The sequence below is a fragment of the Pelatocladus sp. genome, from assembly GCF_059505505.1.
This window is the reverse complement of record NZ_JCACKS010000109.1, coordinates 30,228-52,500: the sequence shown is the minus strand read 5'-3', so window position 1 is coordinate 52,500 and position 22,273 is coordinate 30,228. Positions and strand designations below refer to the sequence as shown.

The 22,273-nt window shown below is 39.3% G+C and carries 15 protein-coding genes; 4 read left to right on the top strand and 11 right to left on the bottom strand.

Annotated features, from left to right (window positions below; genetic code table 11):
• Positions 1-260 precede the first annotated feature (260 nt).
• Positions 261-797, top strand: coding sequence for a DUF3172 domain-containing protein (locus AC5JMK_RS10410; protein WP_096674987.1), 537 nt, complete (start codon positions 261-263; stop codon positions 795-797).
• Positions 798-835: 38 nt separating this feature from the next.
• Here the strand turns inward: AC5JMK_RS10410 and AC5JMK_RS10405 are convergent, their stop codons facing one another.
• From AC5JMK_RS10405 to AC5JMK_RS10385, 5 genes are all read right to left on the bottom strand, one after another.
• A complete protein-coding gene (locus tag AC5JMK_RS10405) occupies positions 836-1,732 on the bottom strand; it encodes an AMIN domain-containing protein (protein WP_096674988.1) in 897 nt (298 codons plus the stop codon).
• Positions 1,733-1,776: 44 nt separating this feature from the next.
• Positions 1,777-2,742, bottom strand: a complete 966-nt coding sequence (locus AC5JMK_RS10400; protein ID WP_096674989.1) for a glutathione S-transferase family protein — start codon at positions 2,740-2,742, stop codon at positions 1,777-1,779.
• A gap of 617 nt (positions 2,743-3,359) precedes the next feature.
• Positions 3,360-3,884, bottom strand: coding sequence for a hypothetical protein (locus AC5JMK_RS10395; RefSeq protein ID WP_495910021.1), 525 nt, complete (start codon positions 3,882-3,884; stop codon positions 3,360-3,362).
• A 374-nt stretch (positions 3,885-4,258) separates the two neighbouring features.
• Entirely contained in the window at positions 4,259-6,424 is a 2,166-nt protein-coding gene (locus AC5JMK_RS10390) for a cation:proton antiporter (protein ID WP_096674991.1), read from the bottom strand.
• Positions 6,425-6,799: 375 nt separating this feature from the next.
• Complete coding sequence (locus tag AC5JMK_RS10385; protein WP_096674992.1) at positions 6,800-8,107, bottom strand: cation:proton antiporter; 1,308 nt, start codon at positions 8,105-8,107, stop codon at positions 6,800-6,802.
• A gap of 427 nt (positions 8,108-8,534) precedes the next feature.
• Between AC5JMK_RS10385 and AC5JMK_RS10380 the strand changes: the two genes are divergently transcribed.
• Entirely contained in the window at positions 8,535-8,762 is a 228-nt protein-coding gene (locus AC5JMK_RS10380; RefSeq protein WP_016861702.1) for a helix-turn-helix domain-containing protein, read from the top strand.
• 476 nt (positions 8,763-9,238) lie between these two features.
• On the opposite strand, the gene AC5JMK_RS10375 is transcribed toward AC5JMK_RS10380, so the two are convergent.
• Positions 9,239-11,377, bottom strand: coding sequence for a PAS domain S-box protein (locus AC5JMK_RS10375; protein ID WP_096674993.1), 2,139 nt, complete (start codon positions 11,375-11,377; stop codon positions 9,239-9,241).
• Positions 11,378-11,449: 72 nt separating this feature from the next.
• Complete coding sequence (locus AC5JMK_RS10370) at positions 11,450-13,654, bottom strand: sensor histidine kinase (RefSeq protein ID WP_495910020.1); 2,205 nt, start codon at positions 13,652-13,654, stop codon at positions 11,450-11,452.
• A gap of 837 nt (positions 13,655-14,491) precedes the next feature.
• Here AC5JMK_RS10370 and AC5JMK_RS10365 point away from each other — a divergent pair.
• Entirely contained in the window at positions 14,492-15,289 is a 798-nt protein-coding gene (locus tag AC5JMK_RS10365) for a dienelactone hydrolase family protein (protein WP_096674994.1), read from the top strand.
• A gap of 63 nt (positions 15,290-15,352) precedes the next feature.
• On the opposite strand, the gene AC5JMK_RS10360 is transcribed toward AC5JMK_RS10365, so the two are convergent.
• From AC5JMK_RS10360 to AC5JMK_RS10345, 4 genes are all read right to left on the bottom strand, one after another.
• Positions 15,353-15,565, bottom strand: coding sequence for a ribbon-helix-helix domain-containing protein (locus tag AC5JMK_RS10360; RefSeq protein ID WP_495910019.1), 213 nt, complete (start codon positions 15,563-15,565; stop codon positions 15,353-15,355).
• 408 nt (positions 15,566-15,973) lie between these two features.
• The gene (locus tag AC5JMK_RS10355; protein WP_096674996.1) at positions 15,974-16,624 is read right to left on the bottom strand and encodes a pentapeptide repeat-containing protein; all 651 of its coding nucleotides are present in this window, start codon (positions 16,622-16,624) and stop codon (positions 15,974-15,976) included.
• Between the two features lie 10 nt (positions 16,625-16,634).
• The gene (ccmP, locus tag AC5JMK_RS10350; RefSeq protein ID WP_096674997.1) at positions 16,635-17,276 is read right to left on the bottom strand and encodes a beta-carboxysome protein CcmP; all 642 of its coding nucleotides are present in this window, start codon (positions 17,274-17,276) and stop codon (positions 16,635-16,637) included.
• A 233-nt stretch (positions 17,277-17,509) separates the two neighbouring features.
• Positions 17,510-18,424, bottom strand: coding sequence for a pentapeptide repeat-containing protein (locus tag AC5JMK_RS10345; protein ID WP_096674998.1), 915 nt, complete (start codon positions 18,422-18,424; stop codon positions 17,510-17,512).
• A gap of 624 nt (positions 18,425-19,048) precedes the next feature.
• Here AC5JMK_RS10345 and pruA point away from each other — a divergent pair.
• Entirely contained in the window at positions 19,049-22,153 is a 3,105-nt protein-coding gene (pruA, locus tag AC5JMK_RS10340; protein WP_096674999.1) for an L-glutamate gamma-semialdehyde dehydrogenase, read from the top strand.
• Positions 22,154-22,273: the final 120 nt, after the last annotated feature.

Genomic DNA, 22,273 nt, shown 5'->3' with positions numbered 1-22,273 from the left:
TTCCAACTCAAAAACCTGATTTCCAACTCAAAAACCTGATTTCCAACTCAAAAACCTGATTTCCAACTCAAAAACTTGATTTCCAACTCAAAAACCTGATTTCCAACTCAAAAACTTGATTTAAAACTCAAAAACCTGATTTACGAATCCAAAACTTGATTTACAGACAATAAGAGCTAAGAATAGGCATACTGATATATATAAGGAGAGGAACTCAAGCCACTCCCGACCGTCCAAAATGTAAAGAGAATAAAGCGACAATGAGACGTAAACCTGCTGGTAGAACAAATACACCTCCTAAACCCTCTATTTTCCAATCCCCAATGTTTAATTTCACCACCATAGCAATATTGGGAGGGGTGTTTGTTTTGGGTATAGGGATTGGTATTGCTTTTAGCTCTACAGCGACATTTACACCAACTAACGTAGCTTCGCGTGAATTTATTGATACCAAAGCACCAAACCCTGAGATTTGTGTGCAGTACGGAGCGAGTGCTATGGTCATGGATACTAGGTTATTTGTAACACTCAACCCCTTTAATGTTTATGTTTCTCAACCGAGTATGCGTCCGGGATGCGTTCTACGTACCAGTAACTGGGAGATTTTAAGACAAAGAAATCTAGTGACATCTGACCAGGTAAGAGATTGCAAGAACCGTTTGAATACCTTTGGTTTTACGGGTAACTTGAGTGAAAAACCTGATATTAATTGTGTTTACCAGAACGATGCGGCTAAAAACTTCTTTGTTACTGATCCAGGAGCAGTTGCACCATCTATAGAAACAGACAGATTTTAGTAAGAAGTTATTTGTCATTGGTCATTTGTTATTTGTTTTTATCGAGTGTTATTAGGTAGAGGTTGACCAAACTCAATTGTTTGTGAATTAGGATTGATAATTTGACTATTAGAGGCGTCAGGAAGTGGGTAGTTTGGTAAGTTTGGTGTGGGGAAAAAAGGAATATTATTGAGATTACCAGACTGGTTAGGAAAAATCGCCGGAGGAAGAGTAGAATTTGGCGGTTGAGAAGAGTTATTCGGAAGCAGGGGTGGAACAGTTACTAAAGGCTGCTGTTGATTGTTAGTTGTTGATGGTTGATTATTGATGATTGGTAGTTGGTTATTAGTTGTTGATGGTTGATTATTGATAATTGGTAGTTGGTTATTAGTTGTTGGTTGTTGATTGTAGTAACTTGTGGTTGGAAGAGGCTGATTGTTAGAAGGTGGAGGTGGGTTGTATAAACCTGGATTTGGTGTCTGCTGATATGCAGGAAAAAGGTTTGTGGGTGTTGAGTATGTATTGTTGCTCACGTTAACAGGACGTAGAACCCAACGTGTAGGATTTTGTGGAGAAACAGGTTGTAGTTGCACCTGATTAAGATTTATAAAAGTACCTGGCGTTAAGTCCATAACAAGGCGAGTCACATCTGCATTTAATTGCGAGACACGAATACTTTTTATCGCCCCAGAGAAATTTTGTTGAGTAGAAACATAACCCAATTTAGTACCTGGTAAATCTACAACTATGCGGGAGGGTTGGGAGAGAAAAAAGTAGCGCGGTTGTGAAGGTGCGGAGAGAGTAATTTCTAGCTGTGATGTTTGTGGGTCAAAACGCCAATCTTTTAATTTCGATACTGGTACAGCGTTGCTACTACCAGCTTCGAGAGTCAATGCTGTGTATAGGCTAAACAAGCTAATTTGAAATAAAAGCTTGTTTTTTAATCGATTTCTCATTATTTTATTTTAGTAAATATCGAGACACTATTATTGCACCATTTTTATCTAAGTGCGAAGCGATCGTGTCCTTCGTCAAAATTGATGATTGGACCCTTCGGCACAATTCGATTGGGATTAATATCGGTCATACTCATGTAATAGCCGCGCTTGATATAATCGTTATTGCATGTCGCTTTAAACTCAGGACGCTGATATAGATCCTTTAGATAATTCCAAAGGTTTGGATAGTCGATAATTCGCCGCAAATTGCACTTAAAGTGACCGTAATACACTGAATCAAAGCGATACAGTGTTGTAAACATACAAATATCAGCTTCTGTAAGTTGCTCCCCACATAAATAGCGCTGCTTGCTCAGAATGATTTCCCATCGGTCTAAATTCTCGAAGAGTTCTGTTACCGCATCTTCATAGGCTGTTTGTGAAGTCGCAAAACCAGCGCGATATACACCAGCATTGATTGGTAGATAAATTGCATCAATCGTTTGATCAATCTGTTGTTGTAGGTCGCGTGGGTATAAATCTATTTTCTGCGTTGCTAAGGAAGCAAACTCTACATCAAACATCCGCATGATTTCGCGAGATTCGTTGTTGACAATGGTTTGAGTTTGCTGATCCCACAACACTGGAACAGTGACTCGCCCTGTATATTTGGGATCGGCTTTTAGGTAGATATCTTGTAAATACTGTGCGTGATTTACAAAATCGGGAATAGCTCCAGGTGCTTCAGAAAACATCCAACCCTTGTCACTCATAATCGGATCGACGATAGAGACTGAGATTACATCATTTAATCCTTTGAGTTCTCGCATAATTAAGGTACGATGCGCCCACGGACACCCCAAGGAAACGTAGAGGTGATAGCGTCTTACTTCTGTCTTAAACCCGCTAGTTCCATCTGCACTCACGCGATCGCGAAACGTTGTTGGTATCTCATGGAACTCACCGCTTTGATTTTGCTCATTCCCATCAGTTATCCATTTACCTGCGATCATCATTCCTGATGCCATAATAGTCTCCTAGCCGTGATGGTGTAATTGTGCCTTTACTGCTCTAATTAATTCGATAAAAGCGCTAGAAATATAGCACTTCTCACTCGATTGCATGCAATACAGTCGGAACCCCACCCCGGCTTTGCTGACGCAAAACCTCCCCTAAGCGCAAGCGGGGAGGGGATTAAGGGGTGGGGTACGTATTGGACACAACCGAGAACTGCTATATATTAGACATCTCCAGAAATGAGGTATCGACCCTGACTGCACAAGGCTTTTATATTCTTTTTCGGAGATGTCTATTTCATATTAGGATTCCCATCAGGAACCAACATCTGAAAAAAGTCTTGAATATCTCATCAACGAAATATATACATTACCTCTGACTTTCGTTGTTACAAAGAAAGGTAGAGGATCGTAGACGCGAAGCGGCTTCCGTAGGTGGGCAGAAGGCACTTAGGTTTAAAAGTATTAATTGATACTCTAGCTCTGAGTCTAAAGCCCAGTTTAAAAAAAGATGTTTTTCAAAACGCGTAGCGCTACGGTGTACACACAAGTCAAAATTTTTCATGTTGAAACTGTATCCCGCCTAGAACTTTAGTTCTAGGCGGTACAGATGCGCTCTATATAAAATTTCAATGGCTACTTGAATTTGTTGGCTTGTCTTGATTTTTTTGAGGCACAGCACTAACTTTAATAGCTTTATTAATACCACTGATTGACATCTGCCCAATTAAATTATCTTGTTTTTCTATTTGCATTTGTAGACTGATTATTCTATGAGTTTTTTTATCTGTTGCATCTGTATTTTTGCAAAGGATATAATTAGGAATTTGTCCCGAAAAGCTAATATTTTTGTTTTTATATCTACCAGTGAGAGTAGGATGGTCGTCTATAATAGATTGTTGTTGCAAATTAATATTTGCTGGTACTAAAACTCCATTTAAGTACACACCTGATTGATGAATATTTAAGATAACGGTGTCTGGTTGATTACAATTAGGCAATTTTTCTCCAAAAGCCAGACTATAACTTTCTTTGAGAGAGGGAGGAGCTTTTAAATTATTTTCTCCATAAGTAGTTACTGTTTTAAATAATAATAAGACTGAACATATTGTCACACTATAAAAAGTTAGAGATTTGAAATGTAAATGATTCATACAAATAATTATATAGTAATAATTTAAGATAAATTATGAATTATAAATTATGAATGATGAAGCTTTTTGTAATTCATCATTCATAATTTATAAGTTAAGAGGATGTTTGAAAAGTCATGATTGATGTATCAAATATTTTTTACCCCACCCTAACCCTCCCCTTGTAAAGGGGAGGGAACCGGATTTCTCTTGTTTCCCCCCTTTATAAGGGGGGATTAAGGGGGGTAATAATGTAATTAAAATTACAGCCAATCACTTTTCAAACAACCTCTAAGTCAGTGGGAGTAAACAGAACACGAGTTACGAAACGTAAATTTCAGTGTCCCACATTACTAATAACCAATGACCAAGGACAAATAACCACTACTTAATTTCTAAGTTGTAACTTCTGACTTAGGCTCAGTCAGAACAGAGGTAAGATGAGAAATGACTTTGCTGTAACGACGGGTAATGAGCAGCGAGGAACGACATTCGATCGCTAGTTCATCTGTATATCTTCCCAGTGTTTGGCGTTCTATGCCCCAGGTACGGCTAGCGCCTGCAATTGTGAGGTCAACGCCTTGGGAAGCTGCAACTACGGCTTGCATAGGATCTGTGGCTTCAATTGTATTGATGCTAATGCGATCGCTCACACTACTAGGCATTTGCTCCATTAATGTTTGCAGTTCATAACTTAATTCGTCTTTGACTTGATGAGCTGATAGCACCTGTAATACTTGCAAATTACAAGTATCACGATTTACTAATAATCTCAAAGCCAGAATCAGTGCCAAATCATCATGGATGTTACCAGAATAGGGTACTAACAAAGTTTCTAATCGTTCTTGCCCTCGATCAATAAATACTGCAACATCAACCGTGGCAGCTGTGAGAATTTGACCAACTCGTCCACCTAAGCGATTATTACTAAAAGCGGGACGGTGCCATCCGACAACTACTAAATCTGCTTGTTCGAGTGCAGCTATCTGTATGGTTTCCCGTGCAACGTTGTTGGAGACACGAACTATGGGATGAACATAAGAACGTGCTGCTGGTGGTTCCAGACGTTGAATCAATTCATCTAAAAGCTGATGTCGTTCTTGAATTAATCGGTTTGCCTCGACTGGTGTACTCTCATAAGCATAATCTTCTTGTAGTTCAATCAGACAAAGGGGATTAACAATAGCAGGTTGTTGATAATTCACTGCGATCGCTACTGCTAATTGTAATAAACCTTTTTGGGTATCTGGGTTCGCTACTGGCACTAGAACTCTATAGGGACGATCAGAAATATCAGCATCAATATCTGTTTCTGGTTCTGTCTCTACTAAATTCAACTTGATGAGCTTTTTGGGATAAGTCCACTCTAATAGTGGTGAGGTCATAAATGTAGTAACTAAAGCCATAATTACCAACATGGTGAAGAGTAACGGTGAAATTACTCCCAACTCCAAACCAATGTTGAGTACAATTAGCTCAGTTAAACCGCGAGTGTTCATTAACCAACCAAGTGCGGATGCTTCTCGTTTGTTAATACCACTAACTCTAGCTGCTACATATGTGCCAACATATTTGCCTGCGATCGCTACTGCTAGCACCAATACGGATAGTAACCACAATTCCGGACTGTTGAGTAGACCAATTTGCGTCCTCAAACCACTATAAGCAAAAAACACTGGCAGAAGAAAAATCAAAACAAAATCTTCTGTTTTCACCGCTATTTCTCTAACCAAACCAGCATTTTTTGGCATTATTGCTCCTAGTAAAAATGCTCCAAAAATCAAGTGAATACCAATTAATTCGGTGATTAAGGCTGAAGCAACTACTCCTGCATAAATTAACGCTAAAACCAATTGATTGAGGCGTTTATTGCGGCGATAGTAAGTAGCAAGGCGAGAGAGAAAACTTCTTCCCAATGTCACCATGACGCCGATGTATAGCAAACTTTCAACGATAGTAGGAAAAGCACCAGTAATACTACCTGTGCGTGCGACTGCGATCGCGACAGCCAAAACGCACCAGGCTGTTACATCATCCACAGCAGCACAAGTTAACGCCAATGTCCCCAAGCGTGTTCCTTGGAGGTTATTTTCTGTGATGATTCGCGCCAAAACTGGAAAAGCAGTAATTGACATTGCTGCTCCCAAAAATAGAGCAAAGGCGGTAAAGGAGACACTGGCGTTAGAAATTAACGGATAAAGCAGTACCGCTAATAGAGTTCCCAAAGAAAACGGTACTAAAATACTGACATGTGAGGTCAAAACTGCAACTTCCAAATTACCACTAAGGTATTTGGGATTTAACTCAAGCCCGATGAGAAACATGAAAAATATTAACCCAACCTGAGACAAAACATTTAAAAAAGGAACTGTTTCAGGGGGAAACAAGGTAGCTGATAGTTCTGGAGCAACCAAACCAAATAGAGAAGGACCGAGCATAATTCCGGCTACAATCTCTCCGATGACTAATGGTTGGTTAATCCACCGGAATCCTAATCCTACTAGCCGAGACAGTCCAATGACAATCAGCACCTCAATTAAAACGAGAACAACTGTGTGCATAGTTACCTCACAAGCGACTATCCGGTGTCCCTTAGATAATTCTTTAAATCGCTTGAAAATGTCAACCTTTATGGCTCACATAGATGCAATTATTGTTCAAATGTGATGTTAATTGTTATTACAATTAAAAAATCAAATAGCAACAGAAATATTGCATGTTAATTGATGATTGATACTTCTTTGATGGTAGAATCCTCTAGATTTATCTGTGGAGTCAATCCAAAATCCATAGAGGCGATAGCAGCTTCAAGGAAGGGTAAACCAAAATCAAAAATCGAATGACGAAATGTAAGATTAATTATGCTCGTTATTATGAGTAAGGTAGGGTTGTTGATCAATTTCTCCCAACAAGTATCAACAACCAACAAAATTTATTTATACATTTGGTAGTTGTTGAACTGACGATTGTTCGTATACTGTACCTTTTAAAAACATGTTAACTAATGGTGATGCCATTAAAGTAGTAACAATAGCCATAATCACCATGATGGTGAATAAAGTTGGAGTGATTATACCTTGCTCTAAACCAATATTGAGAATAATTAACTCCATCAAACCCCGCGCATTCATCAAAGCACCGATGGTTGCAGACTCACGCCAAGTTTCTCCGGCGATTTTGGCTGCAAGCATACAAGCGATACCTTTACCAAAAATAGCGATCGCCACAATTAAAGCTGTGATTGCCCATAAATATGGTGTATTTACCAATCCAAGTTGAGTGCTTAATCCAGAGAACACAAAAAAGATAGGTAATAAAAATGCAGTGGTCAAATATTCGAGGCGATCGCGAAGTTGTTCGGCAAATTCACCCCGTGGCATTGCTGTACCCAAGATAAATGCACCAAAAACCGCATACAATTTAATTGCATCTGTTAACCAGGAACAGAACATTAAAACTATCAATACTAAAATCAAAGTTTGGATTTTTAAGCCACCATCACGCTTTGTCATCCGCGTAAAAATCTTTAATGTCGGTCGCCCAATAAAAATAGTCAGTAAAACATAGGTTAAACCACCACCAATGGCAAAAGCTGCAATACTTGCATCAGCTTGCAAACTTGCCAATACAATCGCTAGCAAACACCATGCAGTTGCATCGTCCATTGAACCTGCTGCTAAGGCTAATGTCCCAAAGCGAGTTTTTGCGATCCCACGTTCATACAACATCCGGGCTAACATCGGAAAAGCTGTGATGGACATCGAAGCGCCCAAATATAATGCAGCCGCCCAAGGTGTAACTCCTACTTTAAAAAGTTCAGCTTGACCGTATAAAAAGAAAGCTGCGATCGCGCCTAAACTAAAGGGTGCAAGTATCCCTGCTCCAGAAACCAAACCTGCACTTTTGATTCGTTGCTTAATCAGATCGGTGTTAAATTCTACCCCAATCAAGAACATATATAGCACTAGCCCAATCTGACTAATCGCAAAGAGAATTGACATTGAAGGGTTGGGAATCTTTTCTCCAGTCGCTAGTATCAGTGGTGCTTTAGGAAATAGCCATTGCTGTAGACTAGGTGCGATCGCCCCAAACAGTGATGGCCCTAACATTACCCCTGCGATCATTTCACACACTACATCTGTTTGTCCAAGAAAACGCTTTCCCAGAATAGTGACGATGCGACAAGCCGCTAAAATAACTGTCAATTGCAGCAGTAGTTTCAAAACCAGTTCAAAATTCGACATTTGATTTCTTTTTGAGGAGTAATGATTAGTTATCTACAAGCTGATTTTGGCAAAATCCATACAGGAGCCAAGACATCAGCTATTTTTGTTTTGATAGATATAAATGATGACGCAGGAAAATTGCCAAAGCATGTTATAATTTATCTTCCGAAAGCAAACTTTGCGAGCGTAAGCTAAATTTACAAAGCCTCTAGTAGGTGTTTAGCAAAAAAATGGTTGTGTCATTGCTACAATCTTGAATAATCAAAACGATGAACAATTGTTTTGGGATAGAGAGGCGCTTGAGATTGTGAGTCCGGAGCGCCTTCTCTATATTTTTTATATAGCACTAAAAATTCTTAGTTAGCAAGCTAAAAATTTATGGTTTAATATAAAATAATGAGTTAATTTTTTACTCTATTTAGGTCGTTTTGTAATAAGTGCGATCATGCGAATAAGACAAGTCAAAGAAATTGAAATTGAAGGTTTGGGCGATCGCATCAAGCAAGCTCGACTAGATTCCAGGAAATCTCTCGAACAGATATGTGATGAGGTTGGTGTGTCGCGCACCTACTGGTATGACATCGAAAAGGAAACTCTCAAAGGAGCGCTTTCCATTGAGAATCTTCGCAAAATTGAAGAAGCATTGGGGGTTGATTTAGATGTGAAATTCTGAGGGATCGGGGATTCTCCAGAGGAGACGCTACGGGTATACGCACAAGCAGTGGGACAGCGCGGTCTACCCTACGGGAACCCAAAGAAGGCGCGTCTATGGGGGTTTCCCCCATGTTGCGCTTTAAATCAATAGCTAGCTTGAGGCGTCTTTTTCAATTCCTCTCGGAACTCGACTTTTGAAAGCTTGATTAATTTGTCTCTCTAAGTACACACAAATCTAGGTTGAGCGCATCTGTACCGCCTCGGAATAAATTCCGAGTCTCATAGCGCAAGTCCTCTGAAGAGGACTCAAAAAAAGTTTGTTCCAGTCCACTTGAGTGGACTTTCGCTATGAGCCTGGAACTTTAGTTCTAGGCGGGATACAGTTTCAACATGAAAAATTTTGACTTGTGTGTACTTTAGCATTTGAAAAGATGATTGGGATGCAATTGATCTGCATTCCAAGAAAAGGGATTTGTCTGCACGTATTGTTTACCCCTAAGATTCTTGATTAACGGGTAACGTAAACCAAAAAGTTGCGCCTGTATTTGGTGTGCTATCAACACCAATTTCTCCGTTGTGAGCATTGATAATGCGCTTGCACAGATATAATCCTAATCCTAAGCTGAGAGAATTGCGGTTATTGCTACTCCGGAAGTATAAATCAAATAATCTTTCGGACTGTTTTTGACTCAAACCCACACCATTATCGGTAACTGTGCAATAAATTTTATCTTCCTGGGCGATCGCATTAATGGTTATACTCAATCCTGGAGGATTATGTTTAACTGCATTGACAATTAAATTAGAAAATACTCGCCATAATTGCGTTGGATCACCACTCACTAAGGGTAGTTGATCTTTCACTAAGTCGGTCAAAGTGACTTGATTTTCTGCCAACATTGGTTGTAGATCAGCGATCGCATCTTCGACAATTTTGTGCAATCTTACAGATTGACGTTGCAAAACAATACCTTGCACTTCACTCATATGAGCTTCCATCAGTGAGTTAATTAAATTTAACTGTCGCTCACTGCTTTGTTGCATCCGTTCTAAAATTGACCGAGGAACAGGAATAGAGGATGGACGTGCAAGTAAATTATTTAACACCATGAGTGTACCCAAAACCGGGTTGCGTAAATCATGGGAAACTGCATGGACAAATACTCGTAGTGCTTCTTCGGTGCGTTTGCGATCGCTAATATCTAAAATTACTCCCACTAAACCACCAAGAGATCCGTCTGCTTTGCAAAAAGTTGCTTTGTAAAAAATCACATTGTGTTTTTTACCATCTTTGTACATCACTGAATCTTCGTAACTCTGCACACCTCGTTGTACAAATAAATTTGTATCTGCTTGTTGATATTTTTCTGCTAATTCTTTAGGTGATAAATCAGATTCTGTTTTGCCAATAATTTGCTCTTTCTTGAGTCCTAAAACTTCCTCAAAAGCTTTGTTACAACCTAGATAAAAACCTTCAGCATTTTTATAAAAAACTGGTGTCGGAATAGTATCAATTAAAACTTGTAAAAAATCTAATTGTTCTTGTAAAGCTGCCTCAGCTTGCTTACGTTTAGTAATATCTTCTATTAGTCCTTCGTAGTAAAGTAGCTTCCCATTTTCGTCACGAACTGCGTATGCTTTTTCCGAAATCCAAACGATACTACCATCTTGACGATAAATTTGTGACTCAAATTCAGACACTTTTCCGTATTGTTCAATTAAGCGCACAAACTCTGCACGTCGCTGGGGATCAACATAAAGCTGATGTTCTATATCAGTGAAATTTGTTGTTACATCTGTTGAAGATGAATATCCATAAATACCTGCTAATGTCGGATTCGCAGTAATGTAACGTCCATCGGGAGTACTTTGGAAAATGCCTTCAACAGCGTTTTCAAATATACTGCGATATTTTGCTTCCGTCACTCTTAATTTTTGATAGGCAAATTCCAGTTCTTTACGAGCATAGAATTCAGAGCGTTGTAAGCGATCATATAAATAAACACCAAGATTACAAATAGCACAAAACCAGAACAAATATAAAATAAAGGTGACATTATATAACTCCGTATGTTCTGGTAGTGGTAATTTTAGCCCCAGTGTTGTATTTAGACCAAAATAGTAAATAAATAACCCTAGTTGAGATGTTAAATGTAGAATCCAGCGTACAGGTAAAAATGTCGCTTGACTGAGGAACAAAAGCGACCAACCCAAAGTGTCAGGTAGTGCAAAACCTTTGAGAGTAGCAAAAATTTGGGGAATGAGATTTATTGACCAAGATGAAATTAAAAATACTATTCCTGGATGCTGACAACCAAATTTTGTTTGACGTAAAGCCATGCACAAACCCAGACTCAGAAACATAGCAATATCTATGAATAGCGCTTGAGTTCTGAATACCTCTGGTAGCTTTTGCAATTCTTTGAGAGGGAAGAAAAAGTTATAAACGTCTCGCAATGTAAACGTTAAGATGCAGATTAGACCCAGCCATAACAATAAACCTAATCTCTGCCATAAAAAATTATTGCACCAATTTTGATATTCATTGGCAATGTAATCTGCTATTGGCGTTTGATTTTGCCGAAAAACAACTTTTTTTCGCCATTTCCGCAATATTTTCCATATGGTCTTCATTAGTTGTGACCAAATCGCTTATAAGTAGTTTGGCACAAATAAAGTTAACTATATAGTGAGGTTTGTCATAGGTCATTTGTCTTTTATCATTGGTAGTGTAAACCAAAAAATTACTCCACGCTGACGATGACTCTCAACGCCAATTTCGCCACCATGTGCCTTAATAATTTGTCGAGACAGATACATCTTTAAGCCAATACCTGTAGAAAACCGTGCTTGTGGGTCGTGAACATATAACTCGAATAGGCGATCGCACTCCAGTTTACTCATTTGAGTACCGTTAAATTTAATGCTACAACGAATCATATCTGCTTGTACTTTGGCAGTAAGTTGGAGGTTTATACCTGGTGGGTTACTTTGGAGAATGTAAGTAAATAAATTGACGAATATTTTATGTAATTTTACAGAATCAGCAGATACTAACGGTAAATCTCTAGCCAACAATGTTTTTAATTGTGACTGATTCTGCCTTAACATTGGCTCGATATTTTTGATTACTTCTCGAATAAATATATTAAATTTGATGATTTCTTGATTTAGAGTAATTCCCTCTACTTCAGTTGAATGTATTTCCAGTAATGAATCAATCATTCGTAGTTGGCGATCGTTACCTTGAATCATGCGATCAATAATTGAACGAGGAATGGGGATTGGGGAAGGTAGGGGTCCCCTTTGGGGATAAGGGGCAGGTGGGGCCCCCTCTGGGGATAAGGGGTAATGGGGATTGGGGATTGGAGATTGAGAACTGGGGAATGGGGATTGGGGATTGGGAGAAGACAAACTAGACAAAAATGAAAAACTACTCCCTTGTTCCCTCACTCCCTGACTTTTAAGCAAATTCTTCAGTACCATTAAATTACCCATCACGGTAGTTCGCAAATCATGGGAAACTGCGTGCAAAAGTACGTCTTTGACTCGGCTAATTTCTTGCAGTTCTTGCATTTTCTGCTGTAATTGAGCAGTGCGTTCTTCTACTTGCCGTTCTAAATTATTATTGAGTTGTTCGAGTTGTTGGTAAAGTTGCGCTTGCTGAATAGCAATAGCTAGCTGTTGTGAGAGTTGTTGGAGTAAATTTATTTCTATTTCTTGCCAATAGCGTGGTTTAGCACAAGAGTTAGCAATTAACGCACCAAACAATTCTTTACCTAGCATAATCGGTACAGCCAAGCTAGCTTTAGTTTGAAATTGCTGATATAGTGCTGCTAGTTGTGGAGATACTGCTATTTGGGTAATGTCTTCAACTACACGCACCTGATCTGTTAAGAGTTTGGTTCTTAATTCTTGCAAAAGACTTTGATCTTTTTTCTTCCAACTCAGAACAGATGGGTATTGCGGATCGACTGACTCGGCTATCATCTTAAATAAATCATGGCTATCATTAAGGGCAATAAATACCCTGTCCGCTTGCAAAAATTGCCGAACTTCACTAACAGTATTTTGCAGAATTTCGTCTAGGTTGAGAGATTGGCGAATTCGCATTAATGTTTTTGCTAACAAGCGATCGCGTTGAGAAGATAGGCGCAATAATTCCTCGGTTTGTTTACGTTCAGTGATGTCGCGACTGATTGCAAGTAAGCAAGGGATACCATCTAACTCAATCACTTCTGCCGCAACTTGTACTAAGATTACTTCACCAGATTTTTTCCGAAATCTAATTTCTTGGTTGCGAATAGATCCTTGATTTTGCAACTGTTGCAGTAAATTTGTGCGATCGCTTGGATTTACCCAAATATCCAACTCAAAAGCTGTACGTCCAATCACTTCTGAAGGTTGATAACCACTAAGTAGCACAAAACTATCGTTAACTTCTATGTAGCGTCCTTCTTGAAGTGTGCTAATTGTGATTGGATCGGGACTACAACGAAAAGCTTTAGAAAATTTTTCAGCCAAACTTTGCAAAGCAATTTCTGTTTGTTTAGGTTCGGTAATATCTCGGACTATTGCTAAGACTTCGTTTTCACCAATTTTGACTAACCGTGCTTGATAATCTCGCATTCCCAAAGGCGTTGACAGTTGATATTCACAAACTTGTAAAGTGTTCGCAGCCAAAGTTTTAGCGATCGCTTCTTGCTTGATCACGGCTACATTGTCAGGCAAAATATCCCACAAGTTTTTACCAACAATCTCTTGTGTGATACACTCACTCTTGAAATCTAAATACTCTCCATCACGGCTGATACAAAACATCGTATCAGGGATCGCATTTAAAATCGCCTGATAACGCGCCTCAGCCTGATGCAATTCCTCCTCCCTTAGCTTGCGATTTGTAGTCTTCATCTGCAATCCATCCCAAGTAAATAATTCAAAATAAGAAATTAAAAATAAAAAATTGGGAAAATCTTTATTTATATAAGCATCCTGGTCACTTGATTTTAAATTGTCTCTACAAATAAATAAACTTGCTAAATCTGAATCTTGCACTTCAAACCAGTCTTCTGCTTTCAGAGTAGATTTTTCTGGGTGCGATCGTATTCACCCAAAAGGGTGAATAACTTTTGTGAACATGATTGCAGCTAGATCAACGTAGCTTTAGTGCAGTCCTAATGAAAAAATCTCACCAACCGAATGTAAATACTGCTACTCATATAGATTCTTTGATGCAGTCTTATTTAAATTTATTAATGATCAAAGTAGTTTTTTTTAAGTAAATATACTAAGTTATTAAAACTACTTAAATCCTGAGTTAGTTTTTTGAGGTTTTGTTCCAAGCCTTTTGGTAGCTTGGCTTAAAACATAACTATTTTAAAGCAATTGATTGTTTAGTAAAGTCTTGATTATTACTGTCCTGACCAACGTTAAGATAGTATATCTGGACAATATTATGTAACATTTTTTCTTTATTTGGGAAAAAGCTAGATAGTGTGCGGTCAAGAAGCACTATAAAATGTCTTTAGTATCAGATAGGGCATCTACCGTGAAAATACTTAAGTACGTATTTTTCAAAAGACATACTCTTATCAGGCTACAGCCTCTATCACTAACTCAGGATAGTTGCTACAAAGGACTACTATTCGAGACAGTTTGTAATAGTGATTATCCAGAAGAGCGAGGAAGCGGAAGAGTGAGCTAACGTTACACTTTGACAGAGCTAGTGCAATATCTGAGGGAACAAAAATGATACAAAAAACAAACATTGAAATTAACACAGCAAAAGTCAAAGTACCCAACAATAACTTAGAAATTGATGCTTACTTAGCTCAACCAACAAGTCCAGGAACCTTTGGCGCAGTTATAGTTTTTCCAGAAATTTTTGGAATCAACAGTAACATTCGAGAGATTACCGAACTCATAGCAAAACAAGGTTATGTAGCGATCGCACCTGCGCTTTATCAACGTATTGCTCCTGGTTTTGAGGTTGATTATAGCCCAGAAGATTTTGGCTATAGTCCAGAAGGCTATCAACTTGGTTTGCAATATTATCAACAAGTCAAGTATCAAGAAATACTTAGTGATATTCAAGCTGCGATCGCCTACCTCAAAGCTTTACCCAATGTCAAAGATGATGCAATTGGTGTCATTGGTTTCTGTTTTGGTGGTCATGTTGCTTACATGGCTGCAACCTTACCGGATATCAAAGCCACAGCTTCGTTCTACGGTGGCGGAATTACTACTTCTAGTTATGGTGAAGAAACTCCAACTATTAATCGCACCTCTGAAATTAAAGGTACTATTTATGTATTTTTTGGTACAAGAGATGCATTAGTTTCTCAGGAGGAAAACGAGCAAATCGAGGCAGAATTAAAGAAACATAACATCAATCATCGTGTATTTCGATACGACGCCGGACACGGTTTTTTTCATGGATTTTTCAAAGACCAGTACCCATTTATGGAGCAGCACCCAAGTTATAATCCCAAAGCTGCTCCTGATGCTTGGGAACATGTTCTAGAACTTTTTCAAAACAACTTGTAAAACTTGATATTGATTTAATCAGCATTCGACTTGGTGTCTTGTTAAGATTGCTGCCATTATGTATCATTTGTCCTCTTTAGCTTTCTTAGCTTTAGAGGATTTTTGTTTTTCTGGAAATTCGCCACCTTCTTTAGCCTGTCTAATCCCAATCTCAATCAAAAAAGCTGCTAGATTAGCTGTTGGTCTGCCTTGTGCATCTGCCAAGACTTCTAAATCTTCAAATACTGAGTCTGGAAGAGTTACTGTAAATCGTTTGCTCACGTTACCATTCATCATCGCTTTCGCATCCTATAGTACGCCTTCAGATTCGCTAGTCTATTAAAAACATCTTTTAAGATGCTTTATAGATTCTAATTATCTGCTAAATGAGCTATGATATAAAACAGTAGCAGTGCTATTGTTGCAACAAAAGAAAGAAGCGATCGCCTTTGGTTTGCTACCTTTTTGCGGTCGCTTGATATCAGTGTCTTTAAAAACAAGTGAAGTTAAACGTACTTAAACTCGGCATTCGCTGTTTTTGCTAAGTAAAGCGCGAATGCTGAGTTTTAGAACTCAGTTTGGAAACGTTTTTATGGTGTCTATTGACACCATTTTTTTATAATAAATGAAATATTTTGTTAGGTCATTTATTCAAAAACAACGCCGCGATAAATTAAATGTACCTGAAGGTATCAGTGTAGGTAGTTAACAGATAGTACCTGTGAAGTTAGCACCTGTTAACTGCGCTCCTGTGAGAATAGCACCTGTGAGATCAGCCCCGGCTAAATTTGCTCCTTTGAGGTTACTCCATCGTAAGTCAGCACCTCGCAAGTCAGCCTCACTTAGGTTAGCCCGCAATAAGTATGCACCACTCAAATGAGCTTTGTTGAGATTTGTTTGGTAAAGATTAGCTTTATAAAGATAAGCTGCTATTAGTTCTGCTTCGTGTAGGTTTGCTTTGCTCAAATCTGCTTCAATTAAGTTAGCTTCAATTAAGTTGGCAAAACAAAGGTTAGTGCGGTGCAGCTTGGCTGTACCCAAATCAGCACCTCTTAAGTTCGCCCCTTTCAACTCAGCCCCAATCAAGTTAGCATCAGCAAGCACAGCATTTTTGAGATTGGCTTGACTTAAGTTAACTCCAATCAAATTGGCTTGACTCAAGTTCGCCTGTGTCAGTTTGGCATAACTTAAATTTGCAACACTGAAGTTAACTAAGCTCAGATTAGCTTCAATAAGATTTGCTTCATATAGATCAACACCACTCAAGTCTGGTTCAATATTGGGGTTTTTTTCTCTCCACTCCATCCATATGACTGCACCAGCTTTCAGTAAAGCCAGATGCTCTTGATTTGCCATTTTCTCTCCTTTATTCCTGACGCACTGCGAGGGGATTTGTCCGACCTGCGACATTTTCAATTGCTGCTAATGCTCCAGCTGCACCTGCAAGAATATCCCTTTCTTGTCCACCCAAGTAAAGCCGTCCAAAACTACCTACAGCTTGAACTTCTAGGATATTAATTGCTGCTGCTTTTTCTGCTTCATTGGCTGCGAGGGCGGCGTAAGCAGCAGGCTCGACTTCTAACACATATAATGTCTGTCCCGCCAGTAATAATTGTCCCCGGCGTGTGCGATTAATTAGTTGTGTTTGATAAGCATCAATGTTGCGGATAATTTGGCTAGAAACAACACGCGGTTTGAGACATTCCTCTCTTCTAACTCCGAGTGTCGCCAAAATTGCTTGACCAGCAGCTCGTGTTTCACCCTGAGAGCCAGAATGAACTTCTAATAATCCGTATAATCGTTCTACTACCTGCACTCCCGGACGAACAGAAGCTGATTTAAGTGCGACATCTGTAATCCGATTAATCTCGATTCCAGGAGAAATTTCAATCCACAGCGATGTATCCCCAGGTAATGGCAAAAAACCTTGAGCTACCGTTCCCATATATGCTGCATGTTGAGGTTGCAAGCTATCGAGAAATACGAAACTGCGTAGTTCTACTCCCAAGATTTTATTCTCCAGTCATCAGGGTCAAAGTGATTTGTTGCAAAATGTGTACTTAAGTTTAAAGTACCATAAAGCTATGTTTATGCATAAGCTAGGGAATTGGGAGATCGGGGATTGGGGAACAGGGAACGGGGAATGAAAATAGGGTATTGAGGATCTGGCATTGGTTATTCTCCGCTTCTCCCTGCTCCTTTGTCCCTGCTCCCTTGTCCCCTTGTCCCCGATCCCCGACCCTATTTTGCTGTATAAATACTGCCATCAGGCATGATTGCTCCTTGCAAGTTAGCACCCTGGAAGTTAGCTCCTTGCAGGTTAGCACCTTGGAAGTTAACTCCTTGCAGATTAGCACCTTGGAAGTTAATTACTTGATGTATCTGTTTATTTGAAGAGTTTTTGGAAACATTTGTAATATCTATTGGCGTATTATCGAAAATAATTCCTTTCTTCTCAACAGAAGTTGCTGCAACTCTAGCATACACAGCGACCCATTTGAATAAGTATGCTAAGTCAACAGGAATTTGGACTTTAGAAAATAAAATCATGACAAAAATATTACCCGATGGCAGCATACCTCCCAATCCCAAAACAGATTTTATTTGATAGGGAATAACAAATTGAGTTTGGGCTGGAATATATGGACTATTAATCGCTTCTGGAATATAAAATACATTAAAATTTTTCTTGCCCAAATTTATGATTATTTCTGGTTTTGGCTTAATAACATTTTCTATTTCTAGACCAAATTGCCAAATAAGTTGTGAAATCATCGGAATTTTAGCAACAGTATCTTGGTCTATTAATGGGATCACCTGATGTCCTAGAGATAATTTCCTTGAGTTCCATTGCGGATTTTCTCCCATTGTTGCCAACAATGTTAGACACTTTGTATCGCTATTTATAGTACGTCCATTTAATATTGATTTTGTTTCCAATTGAATATCTTCAGGTAGACCATCATAAGGATGGGTTTTAAAAAATCTGACTAAACTACAAGCAGGACTACCATCTGGTAAGACAAAATTTTTGTATATATAGCTTACCATACTTACTGCCATCGCCTCCATACTGGCAGCATCTGTATCCAGATTACGTAGTTTCACAGCAAAATTTAACAAGTTCTCTTTTGTTAGACGATTCAAATCATACATTTTTATCTATTCGAGAAGTCGTGATTAACTACAAATTAAGTGGGAACAAAAATTATACTCCCAACGAAGTAGTATAAAAACAAAATATCAATTCAAAAATAAAAAATTTGAGCAAAATTTGAGCAAAATTTGTGAAAATTTTAATTAATTACTAATCTTGTTGACAAAAAAATCGAAATCAGGCGCATATTATGCAGCAAAAAGCAGAGTACTAGAAATTACTCTATGATTTGAGCTACCTAAGCTGTCGTAGTATATCCAGTCATACCGGACTCAGATTGTATAAACACAGCAAATACCACCAGAAAGTAACTTACTTGTTCACAATTGTGCAATATCCTACCAATCTGGATGTGGTCGCAATACGGTTCAGATAAGACAAATAGATTGACATTTAAATCCTATAGAGACGCGATATATCGCGTCTGGTACATAACCAAAATTATGACGAAAAATTCTTAACCGAACCGCATTGGATGTGGTCGCGACAAAATCAAAGAGCGAAAATAGAATACACGGGTCAGTAATCAGTTATCAGTAATCAGTTATCAGTGAACAAGCTAACTGATTACTGGTAACTGGTAACTGGTAACTGATTACTGTCATATAAGGAGTTTGTTATCTGTGGTTTTACAAGTAAAAACTAGCGCCTACGAAGCAAAAACCCAAGAAATTGCCAAAGTCTTGCTAGGAGCGACACAGGAAAATCGTAATTTCTTTTCGGCGTTACGTGACCAGATGCGCTGGGATGATAAAATGCTGGCTTGGGCGATGAGCAATCCTGGATTACGGGTGCAGTTATTTCGTTTTATAGATACTTTACCTGCTTTACATAGCAAAGCAGAAATTGCCGCACATTTACAAGAATATTTAGGCGATGAAACAGTAGAATTACCAGCAGCCCTGAAGGGGATGTTAAATTTTGCCAATCCTGATTCTATGCCAGGGCAAGTTGCTGCCACAACTGTATCCACAGCAGTAGAAACATTAGCTCATAAATATATTGCTGGAGAAAATCTCAAACAGGTACTCAAAACAATTGAGCGACTACGTAAAGACAAGATGGCTTTCACCGTAGATTTATTGGGTGAGGCGGTAATTACCGAAACAGAAGCACAGTCTTACCTAGAACGCTATCTTGATTTAATGCAACAATTAGCAGAAGCAGCGAAGAATTGGGCAACTGTGCCATTGATTGATCAAGCAGATGGGGAACCATTATCTAAAGTTCAGGTTTCTGTGAAATTAACGGCGTTTTATTCCCAATTTGATTCATTAGATCCTGAAGGTAGTGAAGAAAGAGTAAGCGATCGCATCCGTATTTTGTTACGTCGTGCGAAGGAATTAGGTGTTGCTGTTCACTTTGATATGGAACAGTATGAGTACAAAGATTTAATCTTCAGTATTCTCAAAAAACTTTTGCTCGAAGCAGAGTTTCGCACTCGCACAGACATTGGTATGACTATCCAAGCATATCTGCGTGACAGCGAGCAAGATACCAAAGCATTAATTGACTGGGCAAAACAGCGTGGTTATCCAATTACAATTCGCCTAGTAAAAGGTGCGTACTGGGACCAGGAAACCATCAAAGCAGAACAGAAACATTGGTCACAGCCAGTCTACAACGACAAAGCCGCAACAGATGCAAACTTTGAAAATATTACCCAATTGTTGCTGGAAAATCACCAATATGTGTACGCTGCCATTGGTAGCCATAACGTGCGATCGCAAAGTTTTGCAATGGCGATCGCTCAAAGTTTGCAAGTCCCTAGTCGTTGCTTTGAAATGCAAGTCCTCTACGGTATGGGTGACAAACTCGCCAAAGCTTTAGTCGCTCAAGGTTATCGCGTTCGTGTTTATTGTCCCTACGGCGAACTTCTCCCCGGAATGGCGTATCTAATTCGTCGTTTGCTAGAAAATACTGCAAATAGTTCTTTCTTAAGGCAAAATTTGGAAAATCGTCCTGTCGAAGAACTACTAGCACCCCCAACCTTAAGACAACCAGACAAAGAGAAAGTCGCAAGAGGAGATGGAAGAAGAGAACTTGTAGCAAACACACAAAACAAAGTCGCAAGAGGAGACGGGAGAAGAGAGTTTATAAGTACACAATCTGGAGTAGTAGGCGGAGAAGATGTAAACCATCAACCTTTCTTTGCGTCCTCTTTTCAAGGTGCAGCAGATACAGATTATGCTGAATCAGAATCCAGACAGGAATCTCAACAAGCTTTCCAAACTGTGCGTCAACAACTTGGTAAAACCTATTTGCCGTTAATTAATGGTGAATATGTTAACACCCAAGAAATTATCAATTCTGTTAACCCCTCAAATTACAGTGAAGTAGTTGGTAAAATAGGTCTTCTCAGCGTCGAACAAGCAGAACAAGCTATGCAAGCTGCGAAAGCTGCGTTTACTAGTTGGCGCAAAACACCCGTCAAACAACGTGCTGGTATCTTGTATAAAACTGCTGACTTAATGGAACAGCGCCGTGCAGAACTTGCAGCTTGGATCGTGTTAGAAGTTGGTAAACCAGTGCGCGAAGCAGACGCAGAAGTCAGTGAAGCGATTGATTTCTGTCGCTACTATGCTGTAGAGATGGAACGGCTGGATCAAGGTTACAATTACGACGTTGCTGGCGAAATAAATAGTTATATTTACCAGCCACGGGGAATCGCAGTGGTAATTTCTCCTTGGAATTTCCCCTTAGCGATCGCCACAGGAATGACAGTCGCAGCCTTGGTTGCTGGTAACTGTACTCTGCTCAAACCTGCGGAAACATCATCGGTAATTGCAGCGAAAATAACAGAAGTCTTAGTTGACGCTGGCATCCCCAAAGGTGTATTTCAATACGTCCCAGGCAAGGGTTCTCAGGTTGGAGCCTACTTGGTGAATCACGCAGATACTCATGTAATTGCCTTTACTGGATCTCAAGAAGTCGGCTGTCGAATCTATGCAGAAGCAGCAATTCTTAAACCTGGTCAAAAGCACATGAAGCGCGTAATTGCTGAGATGGGCGGCAAGAACGGAATTATTGTAGATGAAAGTGCTGATTTAGACCAAGCTGTCATGGGCGTTGTGCAATCAGCATTTGGTTATAGCGGGCAAAAATGTTCTGCTTGTTCACGGGTGATTGTTCACACAGCTATTTATGATAGCTTTGTACAGCGTTTCGTAGAAGCCACAAAATCGCTAAACATCGGAGAAACAGAGTTACCGAGTACTCAGGTAGGGCCTGTGATTGATGCAAATGCACGCGATCGCATTCGTGAGTATATCGAAAAAGGCAAAGCCGAAGCAAAGGTTGCTTTGGAAATGCCAGCACCGGATAATGGGTATTTTATTGGTCCAGTTATCTTTGCGGATGTATCTCCAAATGCGGTAATTGCTCAACAAGAAATATTTGGCCCAGTTGTAGCAGTAATTCGGGCGAACAGTTTCCAGGAGGCTTTAGAAATCGCCAATGGTACTAACTATGCTTTGACTGGAGGACTTTATTCTCGCACACCATCGCATATTCAAAAGGCTCAGGAAGATTTTGAAGTCGGGAATTTGTACATTAACCGCACTATCACTGGTGCAATAGTTGCAAGACAGCCTTTTGGTGGTTTCAAACTTTCTGGAGTTGGTTCTAAAGCTGGTGGGCCTGATTACTTGCTGCAATTTCTAGAACCGCGTACGGTAACGGAGAACATTCAACGCCAAGGTTTTGCGCCGATTGAAGGAGCAAATTAATATCATGTTCATTAGACATCTCCGAACATGAATGTAGAGACGTAGCACTGCTACGTCTCTACTGCTACGTCTCTACTGCTACGTCTCTACTGCTACGTCTCTACTGCTACGTCTCTACTG

Bases quoted from the DNA above. Each gene is read 5' to 3' on its own strand.
- AC5JMK_RS10410 (WP_096674987.1), top strand. From the start codon at position 261: ATGAGACGTAAACCTGCTGGTAGAACAAATACACCTCCTAAACCCTCT.
- AC5JMK_RS10405 (WP_096674988.1), bottom strand. From the start codon at position 1,732: ATGAGAAATCGATTAAAAAACAAGCTTTTATTTCAAATTAGCTTGTTT.
- AC5JMK_RS10400 (WP_096674989.1), bottom strand. From the start codon at position 2,742: ATGGCATCAGGAATGATGATCGCAGGTAAATGGATAACTGATGGGAAT.
- AC5JMK_RS10395 (WP_495910021.1), bottom strand. From the start codon at position 3,884: ATGAATCATTTACATTTCAAATCTCTAACTTTTTATAGTGTGACAATA.
- AC5JMK_RS10390 (WP_096674991.1), bottom strand. From the start codon at position 6,424: ATGCACACAGTTGTTCTCGTTTTAATTGAGGTGCTGATTGTCATTGGA.
- AC5JMK_RS10385 (WP_096674992.1), bottom strand. From the start codon at position 8,107: ATGTCGAATTTTGAACTGGTTTTGAAACTACTGCTGCAATTGACAGTT.
- AC5JMK_RS10380 (WP_016861702.1), top strand. From the start codon at position 8,535: ATGCGAATAAGACAAGTCAAAGAAATTGAAATTGAAGGTTTGGGCGAT.
- AC5JMK_RS10375 (WP_096674993.1), bottom strand. From the start codon at position 11,377: ATGAAGACCATATGGAAAATATTGCGGAAATGGCGAAAAAAAGTTGTT.
- AC5JMK_RS10370 (WP_495910020.1), bottom strand. From the start codon at position 13,654: ATGAAGACTACAAATCGCAAGCTAAGGGAGGAGGAATTGCATCAGGCT.
- AC5JMK_RS10365 (WP_096674994.1), top strand. From the start codon at position 14,492: ATGATACAAAAAACAAACATTGAAATTAACACAGCAAAAGTCAAAGTA.
- AC5JMK_RS10360 (WP_495910019.1), bottom strand. From the start codon at position 15,565: ATGATGAATGGTAACGTGAGCAAACGATTTACAGTAACTCTTCCAGAC.
- AC5JMK_RS10355 (WP_096674996.1), bottom strand. From the start codon at position 16,624: ATGGCAAATCAAGAGCATCTGGCTTTACTGAAAGCTGGTGCAGTCATA.
- AC5JMK_RS10345 (WP_096674998.1), bottom strand. From the start codon at position 18,424: ATGTATGATTTGAATCGTCTAACAAAAGAGAACTTGTTAAATTTTGCT.